Source organism: Streptomyces sp. NPDC006435, from assembly GCF_040612315.1.
Classification (GTDB): Bacteria; Actinomycetota; Actinomycetes; order Streptomycetales; family Streptomycetaceae; genus Streptomyces.
This window is the reverse complement of record NZ_JBEXPY010000049.1, coordinates 16,666-33,779: the sequence shown is the minus strand read 5'-3', so window position 1 is coordinate 33,779 and position 17,114 is coordinate 16,666. Positions and strand designations below refer to the sequence as shown.

The 17,114-nt window shown below is 73.2% G+C and carries 17 protein-coding genes; 8 read left to right on the top strand and 9 right to left on the bottom strand.

The genetic code is table 11. The features are described 5' to 3' along the window. The first annotated feature begins 43 nt into the window (after positions 1-43). From ABZZ04_RS32905 to ABZZ04_RS32880, 6 genes are read left to right on the top strand one after another with little or no spacing between them, the layout of a single operon-like run. Entirely contained in the window at positions 44-346 is a 303-nt protein-coding gene (locus ABZZ04_RS32905; protein WP_351833551.1) for an urease subunit gamma, read from the top strand. Further along, a complete protein-coding gene (gene ureB / locus ABZZ04_RS32900; RefSeq protein WP_356935891.1) occupies positions 343-711 on the top strand; it encodes an urease subunit beta in 369 nt (122 codons plus the stop codon). The genes ABZZ04_RS32905 and ureB overlap by 4 nt, the downstream gene beginning before the upstream one ends. A gap of 1 nt (position 712) precedes the next feature. Further along, complete coding sequence (locus tag ABZZ04_RS32895; RefSeq protein ID WP_356935890.1) at positions 713-2,416, top strand: urease subunit alpha; 1,704 nt, start codon at positions 713-715, stop codon at positions 2,414-2,416. Further along, positions 2,416-3,081 carry an urease accessory UreF family protein gene (locus ABZZ04_RS32890; protein WP_356935889.1) on the top strand — a complete coding sequence of 222 codons (666 nt, stop codon included), beginning with the start codon at positions 2,416-2,418 and terminating at the stop codon, positions 3,079-3,081. The genes ABZZ04_RS32895 and ABZZ04_RS32890 overlap by 1 nt, the downstream gene beginning before the upstream one ends. After that, positions 3,074-3,823 (top strand): urease accessory protein UreG, encoded by a 750-nt coding sequence (ureG, locus tag ABZZ04_RS32885; protein ID WP_356935888.1) that lies wholly within the window; start codon positions 3,074-3,076, stop codon positions 3,821-3,823. The genes ABZZ04_RS32890 and ureG overlap by 8 nt, the downstream gene beginning before the upstream one ends. Continuing rightward, positions 3,820-4,569, top strand: coding sequence for an urease accessory protein UreD (locus tag ABZZ04_RS32880; protein ID WP_356935887.1), 750 nt, complete (start codon positions 3,820-3,822; stop codon positions 4,567-4,569). Before ureG ends, ABZZ04_RS32880 begins: the two co-directional genes overlap by 4 nt. On the opposite strand, the gene ABZZ04_RS32875 is transcribed toward ABZZ04_RS32880, so the two are convergent. Then, complete coding sequence (locus ABZZ04_RS32875; RefSeq protein WP_356935886.1) at positions 4,556-5,833, bottom strand: MFS transporter; 1,278 nt, start codon at positions 5,831-5,833, stop codon at positions 4,556-4,558. The two genes, ABZZ04_RS32880 and ABZZ04_RS32875, sit on opposite strands and share 14 nt — an antisense overlap. A 177-nt stretch (positions 5,834-6,010) precedes the next feature. After that, complete coding sequence (locus ABZZ04_RS32870; RefSeq protein WP_356935885.1) at positions 6,011-7,057, bottom strand: hypothetical protein; 1,047 nt, start codon at positions 7,055-7,057, stop codon at positions 6,011-6,013. Positions 7,058-7,275: 218 nt separating this feature from the next. Between ABZZ04_RS32870 and ABZZ04_RS32865 the strand changes: the two genes are divergently transcribed. Both ABZZ04_RS32865 and ABZZ04_RS32860 read left to right on the top strand, forming a co-directional pair. Beyond that, the gene (locus ABZZ04_RS32865) at positions 7,276-7,854 is read left to right on the top strand and encodes a dihydrofolate reductase family protein (protein ID WP_356935884.1); all 579 of its coding nucleotides are present in this window, start codon (positions 7,276-7,278) and stop codon (positions 7,852-7,854) included. A 106-nt stretch (positions 7,855-7,960) separates the two neighbouring features. Next, positions 7,961-8,389, top strand: a complete 429-nt coding sequence (locus ABZZ04_RS32860; RefSeq protein ID WP_356935883.1) for a nuclear transport factor 2 family protein — start codon at positions 7,961-7,963, stop codon at positions 8,387-8,389. A 94-nt stretch (positions 8,390-8,483) separates the two neighbouring features. On the opposite strand, the gene ABZZ04_RS32855 is transcribed toward ABZZ04_RS32860, so the two are convergent. The 7 genes from ABZZ04_RS32855 to ABZZ04_RS32825 all read right to left on the bottom strand — a co-directional run bounded on the left by ABZZ04_RS32855 (position 8,484) and on the right by ABZZ04_RS32825 (position 17,022). After that, entirely contained in the window at positions 8,484-9,623 is a 1,140-nt protein-coding gene (locus ABZZ04_RS32855) for a zinc-binding dehydrogenase (RefSeq protein WP_356935882.1), read from the bottom strand. Continuing rightward, positions 9,620-9,922, bottom strand: coding sequence for a putative quinol monooxygenase (locus ABZZ04_RS32850; protein WP_148840122.1), 303 nt, complete (start codon positions 9,920-9,922; stop codon positions 9,620-9,622). Before ABZZ04_RS32850 ends, ABZZ04_RS32855 begins: the two co-directional genes overlap by 4 nt. Positions 9,923-9,928: 6 nt before the next feature. Further along, a complete protein-coding gene (locus tag ABZZ04_RS32845; RefSeq protein ID WP_356935881.1) occupies positions 9,929-10,588 on the bottom strand; it encodes a glycerol-3-phosphate responsive antiterminator in 660 nt (219 codons plus the stop codon). Positions 10,589-10,631: 43 nt separating this feature from the next. Beyond that, entirely contained in the window at positions 10,632-12,185 is a 1,554-nt protein-coding gene (locus ABZZ04_RS32840; protein WP_356935880.1) for an FAD-binding oxidoreductase, read from the bottom strand. Next, positions 12,182-13,855 carry a glycerol-3-phosphate dehydrogenase/oxidase gene (locus tag ABZZ04_RS32835; protein WP_356935879.1) on the bottom strand — a complete coding sequence of 558 codons (1,674 nt, stop codon included), beginning with the start codon at positions 13,853-13,855 and terminating at the stop codon, positions 12,182-12,184. Before ABZZ04_RS32835 ends, ABZZ04_RS32840 begins: the two co-directional genes overlap by 4 nt. Before the next feature lie 73 nt (positions 13,856-13,928). Then, positions 13,929-15,497, bottom strand: coding sequence for an FGGY family carbohydrate kinase (locus ABZZ04_RS32830; protein WP_356935878.1), 1,569 nt, complete (start codon positions 15,495-15,497; stop codon positions 13,929-13,931). Positions 15,498-15,591: 94 nt separating this feature from the next. Further along, entirely contained in the window at positions 15,592-17,022 is a 1,431-nt protein-coding gene (locus tag ABZZ04_RS32825) for an MFS transporter (protein WP_356935877.1), read from the bottom strand. Positions 17,023-17,114 lie beyond the last annotated feature (92 nt).

Sequence of the window (17,114 nt, the reverse complement as noted above, 5' to 3'; positions counted from 1 at the left end):
GCGATTCCGGGAATTCCGGGGACTGCCGCCATGGAGGTTTCCCATGTTTCTCACTCCGTCCGACACGGAGAAATTGCTGCTGAGTGTTGCCGGAATGGTCGCCCGTGACCGACGGGAGCGGGGCGTACGGCTCAATTACCCCGAGGCGGTCGCCCTGCTCTCCTGCTGGGCGATGGAACGCGCCCGCGAGGGAGCCCGCGTCAGCGATCTGATGACCGCGGGAAGAAACGTTCTCACCCGCGCTGACGTGCTCGAAGGTGTTCCCGAGATGCTGCATGACGTCCAGGTCGAAGCGACCTTCCCGGACGGGCGCAAGCTCGTCACGATCACCTCGCCGATACCGTGATCCCCGGCGAGATCCGGACCGGTCCCGGTGAACTGAAAATAAATGACACGCGAACCCAGATTTCCCTGACCGTGGTGAACGACGGCGACCGGCCCATTCAGATCGGCTCGCATCTGCATTTTCCCGACGCGAATCCCGCGCTTTCCTTCGACCGTTCCCTGGCCCAGGGATTCCGGCTCGACATTCCTTCCGGGACTTCGCTGCGTTTCGAGCCCGGAGTCGGTGCCGAGGTCTCCCTCGTCGAACTGGGCGGACTCCGGAAGGTGCCCGGCATCCTCGTGCCCGGCGACCGGGCCGCACGGACGGACGACCCGCGGACCGTACGTACGGACGACCCGTCGGCCGCAAGGACGGAGGAGCGGTGACATGGCACGCATGACCCGCGCCGCCTACGCGGCGCTGTACGGCCCCACCACCGGCGACCGCGTCCGCCTCGCCGACACCGACCTCTGGATCGAGGTCGAGGAGGACCGCTGCTTCGGCGGCGACGAGGCCGTGTTCGGCGGCGGCAAGTCCATCCGCGAATCCATGGCCCAGTCCACCGCCTCGCGCGCCGAGGGCGCCCTCGACCTCGTCATCACCAACGTCGTCGTCCTCGACCACTGGGGCATCGTCAAGACCGACGTCGGCGTACGGGACGGGCGGATCGTCGCCCTCGGCCGCTCCGGCAACCCCGACATCGGCGACGGCGTCCACCCCGACCTGGTGATCGGCCCCGGCACCGACGTGATCTCCGGCGAGGGCCGCATCCTCACCGCCGGGGCCGTCGACACCCACGTCCACTTCCTCATGCCGGAGACCCTGCACGAGGCCCTCGCCACCGGCACCACCACCGTCATCGGCGGCGGCACCGGCGCCACCGAGGGCTCCAAGGCCACCACCGTGACCCCCGGCGCCCGGCACCTGGCGATGATGTACCGGTCGCTGGACCGCGTCCCGCTCAACGTCATGCTCTTCGCCAAGGGCTCCACCGTCGGCGAGGAGGCCCTGCGCGAGGCGGCGCTCGCCGGGGCCGGCGGCTACAAGGTCCACGAGGACTGGGGCGCCACCCCCGCCGCCATCGACGCCGCGCTGAGGGCCGCCGACACCTACGGCCTCCAGGTGGCCCTGCACGCCGACAGCCTCAACGAGACCGGCTACGTCGAAGGAACCCTCGACGCCATCGCCGGACGCTCCATCCACGTCTTCCACGCCGAGGGCGCGGGCGGCGGCCACGCGCCCGACATCATCACCGTCGCCTCCCACCCCCACATCCTCCCCGCCTCCACCAACCCGACGCTCCCGCACACCGTCAACACCGTCGCCGAACACCTCGACATGCTGATGGTCTGCCACCACCTCAACCCGCGCGTCCCCGAGGACCTCGCCTTCGCGGAGTCCCGCATCCGCGCCACCACCATCGCCGCCGAGGACGTCCTGCACGACATCGGCGCCCTCTCCATCACCTCCTCCGACGCCCAGGCCATGGGCCGCATCGGCGAGGTCGTCTGCCGCACCTGGCAGGTCGCCCACACCATGAAGCAGCGCTTCGGCGACCGCGGCAGCGAACTGCCCGCCGACAACGAACGTGCCCGCCGCTACGTCGCCAAATACACGATCTGCCCCGCCGTCGCCCACGGCATCGACCACGTCGTCGGCTCCGTCGAACCGGGCAAACTGGCCGACCTGGTGCTGTGGGACCCCGCCTTCTTCGGCATCCGCCCCGCCGCCGTCGTCAAGGGCGGCATGGTGGTGTACGCCCCGCTCGGCGACGCCAACGCCGCGATCCCCACCACCCAGCCCGTCCTGCTGCGCCCCACCGCGGCCGCCGACGCCGCCCCGCACCTCTCGGTCGGCTTCGTCGCCCCGGCCGCCCTGGCCGACGGACTGGCCGAACGGCTCGGGATCGTACGGGAACTGGTGGCCGTGAAACCCACCCGCCACCTCACCAAGGCGGACCTGCCGAACAACACGGCGCTCCCGGACATCGACGTCGACCCGGAGACCTTCGCCATCCGGATCGACGGAGAGCTCGTCGAGCCCGCCCCCGCCACCGAACTGCCGCTGGCCCAGCGGTACTCCATGTTCTGATGGCGAACCCGGCGCTCCTCCTGCTCGGCGACGGACGGCTCCCGGTCGGCGCGTACACCTACAGCGCGGGACTCGAACCGGCCGTCGCGGCCGGACTCACCCGCGACGACATCCCCGCCCTGCTGCGGGCCCGGCTGCACACCGCGGCCGTCACCGAGGCCGCCGCCGCCGTGCTCGCCCTGCGGGCCGCGGGGCGGGACCCGGTGGACTACTGCCCCGTCCAGCACGCCCTCGCGGCCCGCACCCCCGCCGCACCCCTGCGCGAGGCGTCGGCGACGCTCGGCCGCGGGGTGCACCGGCTGGCCCGGCGGCTGGCCCCGGACCACCCCGCGGTCACCGCCCTGGCCGGGCTCCGGCCCCGCCCGCTGCGGCCGGTCGCGCTCGGCGCCCTCGGGGCGGTCATGAAGGTGACCCCGGAGGAACTGGCGCACGCCGTCGTCCACGACGAACTCCAGACCATCGCCTCCGCGGCGCTCAAGCTCCTGCCCGGCGACCCGCTCGACACGGTCGCCTGGATCCTCGACGCCGAACCGCACACCACCGCCGCGGTCGCCGAGGCCCTCGCGGTACGGACCCCGGCCGGACTGCCGGCCCGTACGCCCCCGCTCACCGAACAGTGGGCGCTCGAACACGCACGACGAGAACGGAGACTCTTCCTTGCCTGACCAGCACCACCACCAGCACACCCACACCCCGGCCCACCCGCACGGACCCCGGCCGCGCGCACTGCGCCTCGGTGTCGCGGGCCCGGTCGGCACCGGCAAGAGCTCGATCCTCGCCACCCTGTGCCGCGAACTGGCCGGCGAACTCGCCATGGCCGTCGTCACCAACGACATCTACACCGACGAGGACGCCCGCTTCCTCCGCTCGGCGGGCGTCCTGCCCACCGAACGCATCCGCGCCGTCGAGACCGGCGCCTGCCCGCACACCGCGATCCGCGACGACATCACCGCCAACCTCGACGCCGTCGAGGACCTGGAGGAGGCGTACGGGCCGCTCGACCTGGTGCTCGTCGAGAGCGGCGGCGACAACCTCACCGCCACCTTCAGCCCGGCCCTCGCCGACGCCCAGCTCTTCTGCATCGACGTCGCGGGCGGCGGCGACGTCGCCCGCAAGGGCGGCCCCGGCATCACCGGGGCCGACCTCCTGATCATCAACAAGACCGACCTCGCACCCCATGTGGAGGTCGACGTGGCCGCGATGGTCGCCGACGCGTCGGACGCGCGCGACGGCCTGCCCGTCCTCGCGCTGTCCAAGCACGACCCGGCCTCGGTCGCCGAACTCGCCGCCTGGGTACGGTCGGTGCTCGCACGCCACCGCGACGGCACCCTGGTCCCCACCGACCCGGGCCCGATGGCACCGCACGGCCACGGCGACGGGGACACCCGCGGCCACGGCCACTCATGACCACGGAGTCCGCCGACCCCACCGTCGTCCGCGTCGAACGCGACGGCACGGGCCGCCATTTCGCCCGCGAACTGCGCCCCGGGGCGTTCCTCGCGCCCCGCCCCCTGCTGCCGTCCCCCGACCGGCTGCGGATCGCCCTGGTCGGGACCCGGGCGGGCCTGCTCGCCGGTGACGACCTGCTGCTGCACGTCTCGGTCGGCTCCGGCGCCCGGCTCGAACTGGTCGAACCGTCCGGCCTGGTCGCGTACGACCACCGCGGCGGCACGTCCAGGTGGCGGGCCCGCGTCGACGTCGCGGAGGGCGGCGAACTGCACTGGGACGCCCGGCCGTTCGTGATCTCGGCCGGAGCGGCGGTCGAGCGCTCGATGGAGGCCGAGCTGGCGGCCGGGGCCCGGATGCTGTGGCGCGAGACCCTGGTCCTGGGCCGCTCCGGCGAACGCGGCGGCGCCGTGCGGGCGACCACCCGGGCCACGTACGACGGTCACGAGCTGCTGGTCGAGGAGCTGGACCTCACCGACCCGGAACTGCGCGAACTCCCCGGAATCCTGGGCCCCCACCGGATCATCGGCTCGGTCACCGCCCTCGGCACGGTGCCGGGCTCCCGGCCCCACCCGTACCGCACGGTACTGGCGGGGCCGGGAGCACAGGTGCGGCTGCTGGACACGGTGGCCCCGGCCGTCGAGGCGGAACTCGCCGCGGTCTGGGAGGACTGGTGCGCGCCGGACCTCCCGGTCACGGACGGCTGACCGCGTCCCGGGCCGCTCCGGCACGGTCCACCGCACCCCGCGCCGCCGGGGCACGGAACACCACCGCCGCGCACAGCAGCGCGGGAACCGCCGCGACCGCGAAGCAGACGACCGGCGACAACCGGTCCACCAGCAGCCCCACGGCCGCGGTGCCCACCGAGGACCCGGCGTTGACCGCCGTGTTGACCCACGCACCCGCCCGGGTGCGGACGCCCTCCGCCACGGACTCGTCCGCGACGAGATAGGCGGTCGTCAGCGCCGGGGCGACGAACACCCCGGCGGCCGCGACCACCCCGGCCAGCACGTACACATCGGGCGACAGCCCGGCCACGGCCAGCGCCGCCCCCAGACCGACGGCCGGCCACGGCAGCCGCGCCCGGTTCGACGCACGCCACGGGACGGCGCCGTGGGCCAGCCCGCCGACCGCGCTGCCCGCCGAGAGCGCGGCCAGCACCCAGGCCGCGGCCGAGCCCCGGCCGTGCTGCTCGGCGAAGGCCACCACCAGCAGGTCCAGACCGCCCAGGCACAGCCCCACGGCCGCCGCCACGAGCGCGGCGTGCCGCACCCCGACGACACCGAGCAGCCGCTGCCGGCCAGGAGCGTCCGGCCCGGCCCCGGCCTCCTTCGCCGCCGGGGCCGCGCCCCCGCCGCGCAGCGCGGGCGAGGACACCAGGGCCAGGGTGCCCACCAGCACGAGCACCGAGCCGATCGCGACGCCCGCCGCGGGAACGGTGAGGCCGATGACCACACCCACCAGCAACGGGCCGGTGACGAACAGCAGTTCCTCGGCGACACCGTCCAGGCTGTACGCCCGCCGCAGCAGCTCCCGTTCCGGGACGAGGCGGCTCCACAGGGTCCGCATCACCGGCCCCAGCGGCGGCGTGCAGACCCCCGCCGTCATGGCGAGCACCCCCAGCAGGACCGGCGGGACCCCCGGCCGCCAGGTGACGTACGCCAGGGCGGCGAGCAGCACCGCGTAGCTCCCGGCCATCGGCGGCAGGGCCCGGCGCGGCCCGTACCGGTCGATCAGCGCGGCACGGGCGGGGGAGAGGAAGACACTGGTGGCCCCGAACAGGGCCATGACGCTGCCGGCGACGGAGTACGAGCCGGTGGCGTCGTTCACCGCCAGCATCAGGGAGAGCGGGACCATCCCGTACGAGAGCCGCCCCAGCAGGGCGGAACCGAAGGCGCGGGCGGCGTGCGGGGTGCGCAGGACGGCGGCGTACGAGGGCGCGCGCGACGGCGCGGGTGAAGACGGAGACATGAGGACGTTCCTCGTGAAGGGCAGCGCGACGCACGGCGCTGCGGGCATGCGGGGACACCGGAGTGCCGCACCCGGTGGGAAGACGGGGTGCGGACGGTCACGGGGTCCTACGCACGGGGGAGGAACATGCCGACAAGGTAGCAGCGCGACGGGCCCGGCAGGAGGGGAAGCCGGACCTCACCCGGGCCGGGGGACACCGCCGGGACCGGCCGCCAGGATCCGCTCGGCGGTCCGCCGGAGCCGGGGGAGGAAGGCGATGACCTCCTCGCCCCGGCGGAGCAGGTCCTCGGTGGAGACGATGCCGAGGTCGGCGACCGCCTCCCGGAAGGCGGGGAGACGCGCACGGTGCAGCTCGGGGGCGTCCGCGGCCAGCACGGCGTGGCAACGCGCGAAGGTCGCGACGATCCAGAACACGGCTTCGCGGTGGTCGCCCCGCTCGACGAGGTGCCGACTGCCGTCGATGGCGACCGGCCGCGCCCCGGCGGTGATGTCGCCGCTGAAGAAGAACGGGGTGCGGGCGACCGGGGCGGCGGCGTCGAAGGTGCGGGCCAGCTCGTCCAGATGGTGACCCGTCCGGCGGGCCGACAGCCGCGCACATCCCAGGAGTTCCAGCAGCTCCGGGTACAGGTGCGCCTGCCCGTACGCGTCGAGGACCTCCCTGGCCGCCGGGTACCGCAGCCGGACCGTGGGGTTGCGCAGCGCGGCGACCAGCAGGACGTGGGTGGTCACCCCGGTGGGGAACAGCCAGGACGTCACCTGTTCGTGGAACGGCGCGGAGGCGTCGAAGGCGGCGAGCCGGCTCTCGATCCGGCGCTCGGCGTCCAGACACCGGCGGCGCACCCACGACGGCTCGGCGAACCGGCGCGACACGTCCGCCCGCAGCTCGCGCAGCCGGCCCGTCGGGTCGTCGATGACCGTGTCCCGGCGAAAGCTCCCCGCCAGGTGGTACGAGGAGAGCACCGCGTCCGCCGAGGCGAGTTCGTCCCACGGCAGGTGGCTGACCTCCAGCAGCGCGTCCCGGAACCGGAACTTTCCGGGCCCGGCGGGCGGGCCCGGTGCGGCGGTGACGACCATGACGTCCACGTCCGAGAACGGGGACAGCTCGGCGTCGTCCGGCAGGCCCACCGTGGAGCCGCTGAAACAGGCACCCCGGAAGCCGGGGGCGGGTCGGGCGTGCTCGGCGACCCACTGGACCGCGGCCGATCGGGCCGTACCGACTCTCATGCCGAACCTCTTTCCGAACCGCGGGGACGCACCGGCCGAAGCCCCCGGGCCGCCCGGTGACCGGACCGGCGCGGCACCGCTCCGGGGAGCCACCGTACGCGGGCCCGCGCCGTTCCGGGCCCGGGAGGCGTGTCACTCGTTGCCAGGGCATGCCGCCGGGGCGTCAACTGTTGTGTCGCGGCGGCACGGCGCGACGTCTCCGGAGAAAGAGGATCGGTATGAGGAAGATCGTCCTGATGGCCTCGATGTCCCTCGACGGCTTCATGGAGGGGCCGGACCGCGAGATCGACTGGCACGTGGTCGACGACGAACTGCACCGTCACTTCAACGAGCTGCTCGCGACCATGGGCGGCTTCCTCGAGGGCCGGGTGACCTATCAGCTCATGGAGGACTTCTGGCCGACCGCCGACTCCGACCCCTCCGCCACCGAAACCACGGTGGAGTTCGCCGGTATCTGGCGGGAGACGCCCAAGATCGTGTTCTCCCGGACCCTGGAACACGTCGGCCGGAACGCCACGATCAGGCGGGAGGTCGACGCGGAGGAGATGAGGGCGCTGAAGGCGCAGCCCGGCGGGGACCTGTGCCTCGGGGGTGCCGACCTCGGCGCGGCCTTCATGCGGCTCGGCCTGGTCGACGAGTACCGCGTCTACGTCCATCCGGTCCTCATCGGCCGGGGCAAGCCCCTGTTTCCCGAATCGGCGGCCCGGACCGGCCTCCGTCTGGTCGAGACCAGGGCATTCGGCAACGGGGTCGTGCTGCTTCGTTACGATCGCCGCGCGGTTGCTCCGCCGGAATGAACTCCGCTGAGCGCGGCGGTGCGTGCCCGGTGCCGTGCCGGGTCCCACGGGGAGCTCGCCCCGTACAACTGCCGCACCTTCATGGGATCTCACGAAAGGAACAGCGATGACACTCAAAGTCGAGGACCGTCTGGACATCTCCGAACTGCTCGCCCTGCACGGGCACTTGGTCGACAACGACGAACTGGAACGGCTGGACGAGATGTTCACCGACGACGTCGTCTACGACGCCTCCAGCCTCGGGCACGGGGAGCTGCACGGGCTGGCCGCCTTCCGGGACATGGCGCTGGCGCGTGCGAGGGCGGGGAACGGGGCAGCCGGTCACCATGTCACCAACATCGTCCTCACCGAGGCCGGGACGGACCGGGTGCACGCGCGGTCCAAGGGGATCAGCGTCGGTTCGGACGGCGCGTGCGCGAGCGTGACCTACGAGGATGTGATCGTGCGCGGCGCTCGGGGATGGCGCATCAGTCGCCGCACGGTCTTCCTGCACCTCACGTCCTCCGGCGCGCCGGGCACGGAGGCCGACGGCTGACGGCCGTTGCGGCGGTCGACGACTGGTGCCTTGCGGCCGGCGGCGCCCCCTCGGACCGGCAAGGGGGCGTCGCCGGCCGGTCACGGCTTCGGCGTCAGCCGTCCAGCAGGCCCGAGGTGTCGATGACCTGACGGATCGCCCGGCCCGAGGCCAGCTCCTCCATCGCCGTGTTGATGTCGGCCAGCGGCAGCGTGCCCGTGTGCATCAGCTCCACCGGCATCAGGCCCGCCCGCCACAGGTCCAGGAACCTCGGTATGTCACGGCGCGGCACCGCGTCGCCCATGTACGAACCCAGCAGGGACTTGCCCTCGCCCGCGAACGCCAGTGCCGGGACCTCCAGCACCCGGTCGGGGGCGGGCAGACCCACCGAGACGACCTTGCCGCCCCGGGCCACGGCCGTCAGGCACTCGGCCATCACCTTCGGACTGCCCACCGCCTCGACCGCCACCTCGGCGCCGCCGGAGGTGAGTTCGCGGATCCGCCGCACGGCGTCGTCGGGGGCGAACGCGTGGGTCGCGCCCAGGCGGAGGGCCAGTTCGCGCTTCTCCGGGACCGGGTCGACCGCGACGACCGGGTACGCGCCGGCCGCGCGGGCGCCCAGCACCGCGGACAGTCCCACCCCGCCCAGGCCGTAGACCACCGCCGACTGTCCCGGGCGCAGCGCCGCCGTGTTGATCACGGCCCCGGCACCGGTCAGCACCGCGCAGCCGAACAGCGACGCCACGGCGAACGGGACGTCCTTCGGGATCGGCACCACCGACTCCTGGGCCAGCACCGCGTGCTCGGCGAACGCGGAGACGCCCAGCTGGTGGTGGACCGTTTCGCCGGACGCGTCGGTCAGCAGCGACGGGCCGTGCAGCAGCGCGCCCGAACCGTTCGCCGCGGCGGCCCGCGCGCACAGCGCCGGCCGGCCCGCCGCGCAGTCGGCGCAGAAGCCGCAGCTCGGCACGAAGACCAGGGCCACGTGGTCACCGGGGGAGACCCGGCCGACGCCCGGCCCGGTGTCCTCGACGATCCCCACCGCCTCGTGGCCCAGGGCCATCGGCAACGGACGGACCCGGTCGCCGTTGACCACCGAGAGGTCGGAGTGGCAGAGCGAGGCGGCCGCGACGCGGACCAGCACCTCGCCCTCGCGCGGGGCGCCCAGCTCCAGCTCCTCCACCCCGACCGGGCGGGTTTCGGAGTAGGGGCGGTCGGTCGACACGCCGCGCAGCACCACCGCGCGGGTCCTCACGCCGTCACCTCCGCACGCGGGGCGCAACGCAGCACGTCACGGCTCTCCAGCAGCGGGACGACCCGGCCGAGCACGATCTCCCGGAAGTGCTCGGTGGCGCAGTGCGCGGTGAAGTCGGCCTCGGAGGCGTACTCCTCGTACAGCACGACCGCCCGCGGGTCCTCGGTGCCCTGGTGGACCCGGTAGGCGAGGTTGCCCGGCTCCTGCCGGGAGGCGGCGGCCATCGCGTCGAGCAGGGGCAGGACGGTGTTCTCCTCGCCCTCCTTGGTGCGGTAGCGGGCGACGACGACGTAGGACATGGGGACTTACTCCTGGGGTGGTGCGGGCCTCTTCAGGGCGGCGGGCGGGACCGGCGGCAGCTGGTCCCGGCGCAGGTGCCAGAGGCGGGGATCGGACGTGGCGGCGGCGGCCGAACCGAGGGCCAGGGCCAGCGCGACGTCCGCGGGGGACTCCACGAAGCCCGCGGCGATCGAGGGGGACATCGCGCGCTGTGCCTGCGCGCTCATCCGGCCGATGATCGGGGCGGGCATGATCTCGACCAGGTCCGGCGCCCCGCGCGAGATCGCGTCCGTGGAACGGCGCAGGTTGGACCGGTCGGTGACGAACACCTTCATCATCGTGAGCAGGCCGAGCGGGCGGCCCTTCTCTATGAGGGACAGCCGGGTGCTGACCACGCCGTGCGCGCCCATGTTCTTGATGAACTCCAGCGCGCCCCGGTCCTGTGCCAGACCGGGGCTGCTGTCCACGTTCACGAACACGGTCTTCCCCGCCCGGCCCAGCGCCGGCACGACCTGGGGCAGCTGCCCCACCGCGAGCGAGGCGACGATGCACACCCTGGCCGGTGCGGTCAGGAACTGCCGCAGCGGCTGGGTGCCGACGACCGACGCGACGACCGGCACCTCGGCGAACGCCGAGACGAGCCGGGGGTCGAGTCCGGCACCGGACCGGGAGGGGGAAGGGGTCATGACGAGGGCCTGCCTGGAGGAGGAGGGTTCGTGGCCGCCGGGATCAGTGCAGCGGGGACGTACCGAATCGGCTGGGAAGGCCCAGTTTGCCAGGGTTGAGGATGCCGGCCGGGTCCAGGGCCTGCTTCACCGCGACGAAGGTCGCGAAGCCCGCCCCGAGGGATTCCTCCAGGTAGGGGCCGCGCAGCAGACCGCAGCCGTGGTGGTGGCTGAGCGCCGCCGCGTGCTTGATCAGCACGGCGTTGGCGGCGTCCCACACCGAGCGGTACCAGTCGCGGCGCGACTCGGGAGCCACGTCGCCGCGCAGCGAGAAGTAGACGCAGGCGCCGTCGGTGTACGCGTGGGACTGGTGGGCCGAGGCGGCCAGGGTGCCGTCCACCGACTGGATCGCGGCGACCACCTCGTCGTAGATCACCGGGAGGTCGGTCCAGGACGCGGCCATCTCCAGGGTGTCGGCGACGAAGCCGGGACCGGGCTTGAAGCCGTCGGCGGACTTGCCGACCAGCATCCGCTCGTCCAGCCAGCGCTCGAAGACCGCCTTGCTGTCCAGCTCGGGGCCGTACTCCGCGCAGACCTCCTTCGCCACCCGGATCGAGGCGTCCACGATCGCCGGGTCGCCCTCGTCCGCGACGAGCAGGAGGTTGGTCTCCGGGTGGCCGAAGTGGGTGCCCGACTCCAGGGCGTCGTACAGCCGCAGGACGGCCGGGGTGGCGCCGCGCTGCATGATCCGGCGGCAGGCGTCCAGGCCCTGGGCGAAGGTCTCGAAGCCGTACGCGACGGCGTTCGCGTACTCGGGCAGCGGGTGGACCCGCAGCCGGGCCGACACGATCACGCCGAGGGTGCCCTCGGAGCCGACGAACAGCTGGCGCAGGTCCGGACCGACCGCGGCGCGGGCGTAGTCGCCGTACGTGGCCCGGGTGCCGTCGGCGTGCACCACGTCCACGCCGACGACCATGTCCTCGATCTTGCCGTACCGGGTGGAGAGCTGACCGGCGCCGCGGCAGGCGATCCAGCCGCCGACCGTGGAGACGGCGAAGGCGGACGGCCAGTGGCCGGTGGTGACGCCGTACTCCTCCTGGAGCTGCTTCTCGAAGAGGTCGCCGAACATGCCGGCCTGGACGTCCACGATGTTCGACTCGGCGTCGAAGCCGGTGATCGCGTTCAGCCCGCAGACGTCCAGGACGACGCCGCCGAACACCGGCAGCGCCGCGCCCGTGACGTTGGAGCGGCCCGCGGACGGGGTGACCGGGACGCCCGCCTCGTGGCAGATCCGCAGCACGGCCGCGACCTGGTCGGCGTCGGCCGCCTCGACGACCACGGCGTCCGGCGTCGCGGGACGGCCCTCGGTCTCGCCGATCATCGACCCGGCCCACCAGTCACGGGTCCGGGTGACGACCTCCTCGCGGGCGGTGTGCACCGCGTGCGCGGCCCCGCGCAGCGCCTCGACCACGGCCTCGGGAACCTCGACCGGGTCCACCTGGAGGGCGGCAGCGCCGTCCCCGACCGGGGTGTTGCGCGCCCACTTCGCGAAGCTGGGGGCGCCGACGGTGTAGTCGCCCCGGTTGAACGGATGGGTGATGGTCTGACGGCTGATCATGCTGCTGCCCCTTCGAGGAGTACGGACTTTTCGTGACGGACGGCTGCGAGGTACTCGGCGACCGAGCGCTCGACCTCCGCCTCCGTGAGGTTCAGTTCCCGGCCGAGGATCGCGCCGACGGCACCTGCGGCGTCCACGGACGCGTCCCGGGCGAACAGCCGGGCGCGCAGCCGGCGCGAGAGCACGTCGTCGACCGAGCGGGCCAGTTCGGCGCGGGCCGCGTACACGACCTCCGCCTTCGTGTACGGGAGTCCCGCGACGACCGGCTCGGCCAGTGCCGGGTCGTCCTGGATCAGGTCGCCGACGAACCGGGCCTCGGTGCCGAAGCGTTCGCCCAGGTGCGCGGCGATGCCGCCGGACGCGGCGACGGCCTCGGAGTCGTAACCGGCGCCGCCGAGCAGCGGGAGGTCGGTGGTGCGGCTGCGGCCCTTGCGGCCGAGGACCGTCATCACCTTGTCGATGACGAGTTCGCCCATGTGCCGGCTGGTGGTGAGCTTGCCGCCGGTCACCGTCACCATGCCGGTGCGGCCGATGGTGATGTGGTGGTCGCGGCGCATGTCCAGGGTCGCGCCCTCCTTGCCGCCGACCAGCGGGCGCAGACCGCCGATCGAGCCGACCACGTCGTCCGGGGTGAGCTTCCCCTCGAAGGCGGTGTTGGCGCCCTCCAGCAGGAAGTCCATCTCCTCCCGGGTGCAGTGCACGTCGTCGGGGGAGCCCTGGTAGTCCTCGTCGGTGGTGCCCAGCACGACGCTGTTGCCCCAGCGGGTGCAGGTCGCGCGGCGGGCCCGGCCGGGGATCGGCACGGTGACCGTGCAGTTGATCCGCACCTTGTCCCACGGCACCACGATGTGGACGCCCTTGGCGGGCCGCACCTGCGGCCGGTGCCCGTCGTCCGCCTTCGCGTCCAGCTCGTCGGTCCACACCCCGGTGGCGTTGACGACGGCGCGGGCGCGGATGTCGACGCTGTCGCCGTCCGCCGAGACCCGGGCCCCGGACACCTTGCCCGCCTGCATCAGCAGACCCTCGGCCCTCGCCCCGTTGAGGACCGTCGCGCCGAGCGCGGCGGCGGTGCGGACGATGGTGAGGACGAGCCGGGCGTCGTCGGTGCGGGCGTCGAAGTACATCAGCCCGCCCTTGAGGTTCTCCGAGCGCAGCGTCGGCGCCTGCGCGAGGACCTCGGGCACGCTGAGCCGCTGGTGGAGCTTGCCGATCCGCCACCCCCCGACCAGGTCGTACGTCCACAGCAGACCCTCGAAGCCCTTGGCCAGCCGGGCGTCGAACACCCCCTCCTTCTCCAGGATCGGGAAGAGGAACGGCAGCCGGTGCACCAGGTGCGGGGCGTTCTTCCGGAAGCGGTGGCGCTCCAGGAGCGAGTGACGGACCAGGTTGACGTTGCCCTGCTCGATGTAGCGCAGGCCGCCGTGCACCATCTTCGAGGACTTCGACGAGGTGCCGGAGGCGAAGTCGTCCTTCTCGACCAGGGCCGCGCGCAGACCGCGCGAGACCGCGTCGAGCACGGCGTACGCCCCGGTGATGCCGCCGCCGATGACGAGCACGTCGTACGTGTCGTCGGCCAGCCGGCGCTTGAGGGCCGCCCGGTCGAGCAGCAGGGGCGTACGGCGGGTCGCCGCGGCGGAGCGCCGCGGTTTCCGGGCGGGCATGGTGATCACAACATCAACTCCTGGTGTTTCGGTGCGGCGGCCGCGTGGTCGGGTGCGGACGCCGGGGCGACGGCCGGGGCCGTCAGCGAGGGGTGTGGGGTTCGGGGGCCTTCAGCGGGAGCAGCGCGGGATCGTCCAGGTGGGCGATCAGCACGTCGCGCCAGGCGCTCCGCTGTGCGGCGCGTTCGGCCGCGGTGATCGAGGGTTCGAAGATCCGGCCCTGCGGCTGCGCCTCGACGACCTCTTCGAGCGAGGACCACAGGCCCTGGGCGACCCCGGCCAGATAGGCGGTGCCGCGCAGGCTCGCGGTCGCGGAGTCGGAGACCCGCTCCAGCGGCAGGCCGGTCAGGTCGGCCTGGATCCGCATGAGCGGGTCGCTGCCGGAGACGCCGCCGCCGACCCGGAGCCGGGTGAACGGGGTGCCCATGGTGTCGGCGACGCCGTCGATCAGGTCGCACACCGAGTGCGCGATCCCGTCGAGGACGGCGCGCGCGAGGTCGGCGCGGGTGGTGGCGAGGGTGAGCCCGGTGAGGGAGGCGGTGGCCTCCGGGTGCCAGACCGGCGTACGGACCCCGGCGAGCGCCGGGACGAAGCGCGGGGTGCGGCCCGGCCGGGTGGGGACCCGGCCGGCTTCCTCACCGAGCTCCTTCGGCGAGGCGAACAGCCCCAGGTCGTCGCAGAGCCAGCGCAGCGCCGAACCCGCCGTGGAGGTGTAGGCCTCCAGGCTGTAGTGGCTGGTGCCGCCCTGCCGCCGACCGGGCTGGGCGAGCACCCCGGAGATGTCCGGCCGGGGCAGGGCGGGCGTGGTGCCGGTCGCCGCGTCGACGAAGGCGCCGGTCCCGTACACGCACATGCCCTGCCCGGCGGCGAGACCGCCGAGCGCGACGAGTGCGGCGTGCTGGTCGCCCATGGAGGCGGCCAGCGGGACGGCGATGCCGAGGGCGGCCGGGTCGGTGGTGCCGAATCCGGCGTCGTCGGAGCGGAGCTCCGGCAGCAGGTCGAGGGGGAAGCCGAGGTGGCCGATCCACTCCTCGTCCCAGGCGTGCCGCTCCAGCAGGTAACCACCGGTGGAGGCGGCGTTCGTCGGCGTGGTGGCGTGCACGGCGCCGCCGGTGAGGCGCCAGATCAGCCAGGTGTCGACGGTGCCGAAGAGCAGGCGGCCCTCGCGGTGCGCGGCGGCCGTCTCCGGGTGCGAGGCGATCTGCCGGGCGGCCCACAGGAAGGGGGAACGGGCGCCGACCGGCCGGCCCTGGCGGGCCAGCAGGGCGGCGTCCCACTCGGATTCGTACGCGGTCAGCTCGGCCGCGTGGCGCCGGTCCTGCCACACCACCGCGGGCAGCAGCGGCCGGCCGGTGACCCGGTCCCACAGCATCGCGGTGGCCCGCTGGGTGGAGAGGGCCACCGAGGTGATCCCGATGCCCTCCGCACGGGCCCGGCCGACGGCCCGGCGCGCCACCTCGACGGTGGCGGTCCAGATCTCCATCGGGTCCTGCTCGACGGAGAGGTCGTCGGGATGACCGACCTTGATCGACCGGTAGAACACCTCGTGGGCGGCCCCGGAGTCGAGGACGACTCCGGCCCTGGTGCCCGTGGTGCCCTCGTCGATGGACAGCACACCGCGCCGTGGGGCGGCGGGGAACGTCTGCGTCATGGCAGCCCTTTCGTTGCGGGCATCGCGAGCGAGCCGTGCGGAGGGATACGGAGGGGAGGGGACCATCGTGGGGTGCGACGGGTCCGGCGGCCGGTCAGCGCGCGGTGGCGGGCGCCGCGGATTCCGGCGATCCGGCCCGTGCGGCGACCTCGTCGGGGGAGGCGGCCTTCGTGGGGTCCCACTTGATCGCCAGGCAGGTGATCAGACCGAGCAGCGGCACGACGGAGAGCACCAGGAAGGTGTCGGCCAGCCCGAGGGAGTCCTTGATCTGCGGGAAGACGTACAGCCCGACGACGCTGCCGAAACTGCCGACCATCCCGGTGACCCCGGTGCCGAGCGCGCGGACGTCACTGCTGTACGAGAGCGCGGCGATGGACTTGCCGTTGGCGCCGGGGCCCGCGGAGTGGCAGAGGATGAACAGCACCGGCAGCAGGAACGCCACGGCCGTGGGCACCTTCTCGAAGGTCAGCCCCATCGCGAGCAGTGCCACGAAGACCCCGGCGAACCCGGCGGCGGAGCTGAGCCGCAGCCCGAGCCGGCGGCCGAAGTACGCGGAGAGGAGGCCGCCCGCGATGCCGAAGGCGTTGAAGACCATCGAGCCGATCGTGGCCTTCTCGAAGCTCTCGCCGAAGATCGTCAGGCTGATCAGCGGGAGGTACCAGCCGACCGCGAAGTACTGCATCGACTGGCCGAGCGAGATGACCGAGGAGAGGACCGTCCGGGGCAGGTAGTCGCCCTTGAAGAGCAGCCCGGCCTGGCGGAAGCCGATGGCGGGCGCCTCGGTCGCGGCCCGGGTGACCTCGTCCGGCCGGCCGGCGACGGCCTCGATGCCGTAGATCCGGTCCAGGTTGGCGACGGCCTCGTCCAGCCGGCCCTTGCTCGCCAGCCAGGTGGGGCTCTCCTTGAGCATCAGCCACTGGCCCACCAGCAGGACCCCGGCGACGACCGCGGCCGAGCCGACCGACCAGCGCCAGATGTCCGCACCGACGTCCAGGTTGAAGAAGACCAGGGCGAGCGCGAGGTTGCTGGTGGTGGCGACGTACCAGACGGCCTGCCACAGGTTCAGCCGACCGCCCAGCTTCGCGGGGGTGTACTCGGCGAGCAGCGCCATGGCGACGGCGAAGTCGATGCCGTACGCGACACCCACCAGGACCCGGCCGAGCCAGACGACGGTGAAGTCACCGGCGAAGGCGGCCAGCAGGGCCCCCGCGATGGCGAACACCTTGGCGATGAGCAGCGGGGGGACGCGGCCGATCCGGGTGGCGAGCCAGCCGCCCACCGGGTTGAAGATGATCGCCAGGGCCGGAGCGGTGGCCGTGAGGATCGACACCTGGGTGCTGGTCAGCTCCATCTGGGTCGTCATCGGCCCCAGACCGGCGCTCAGCGCGGCGTTCGAATAGGCGTCGAGGAACAGCCCGCCGAACACGAGGAACCAGATGACCTGCGCCCGGCCGGTGATCTTTCCCAGCCCATCGATGAGCGCAACGACGTCGCCGACGCCCTTGACGCTCGGACGTTGTGCCATGAATCCGCCTTCGAGGAAGACCCATCGGCGGCACGGGGAGCACGAAAAAACAGGCATGACGAAACCACCGACAGGTGGTCTATGTCTGTGCC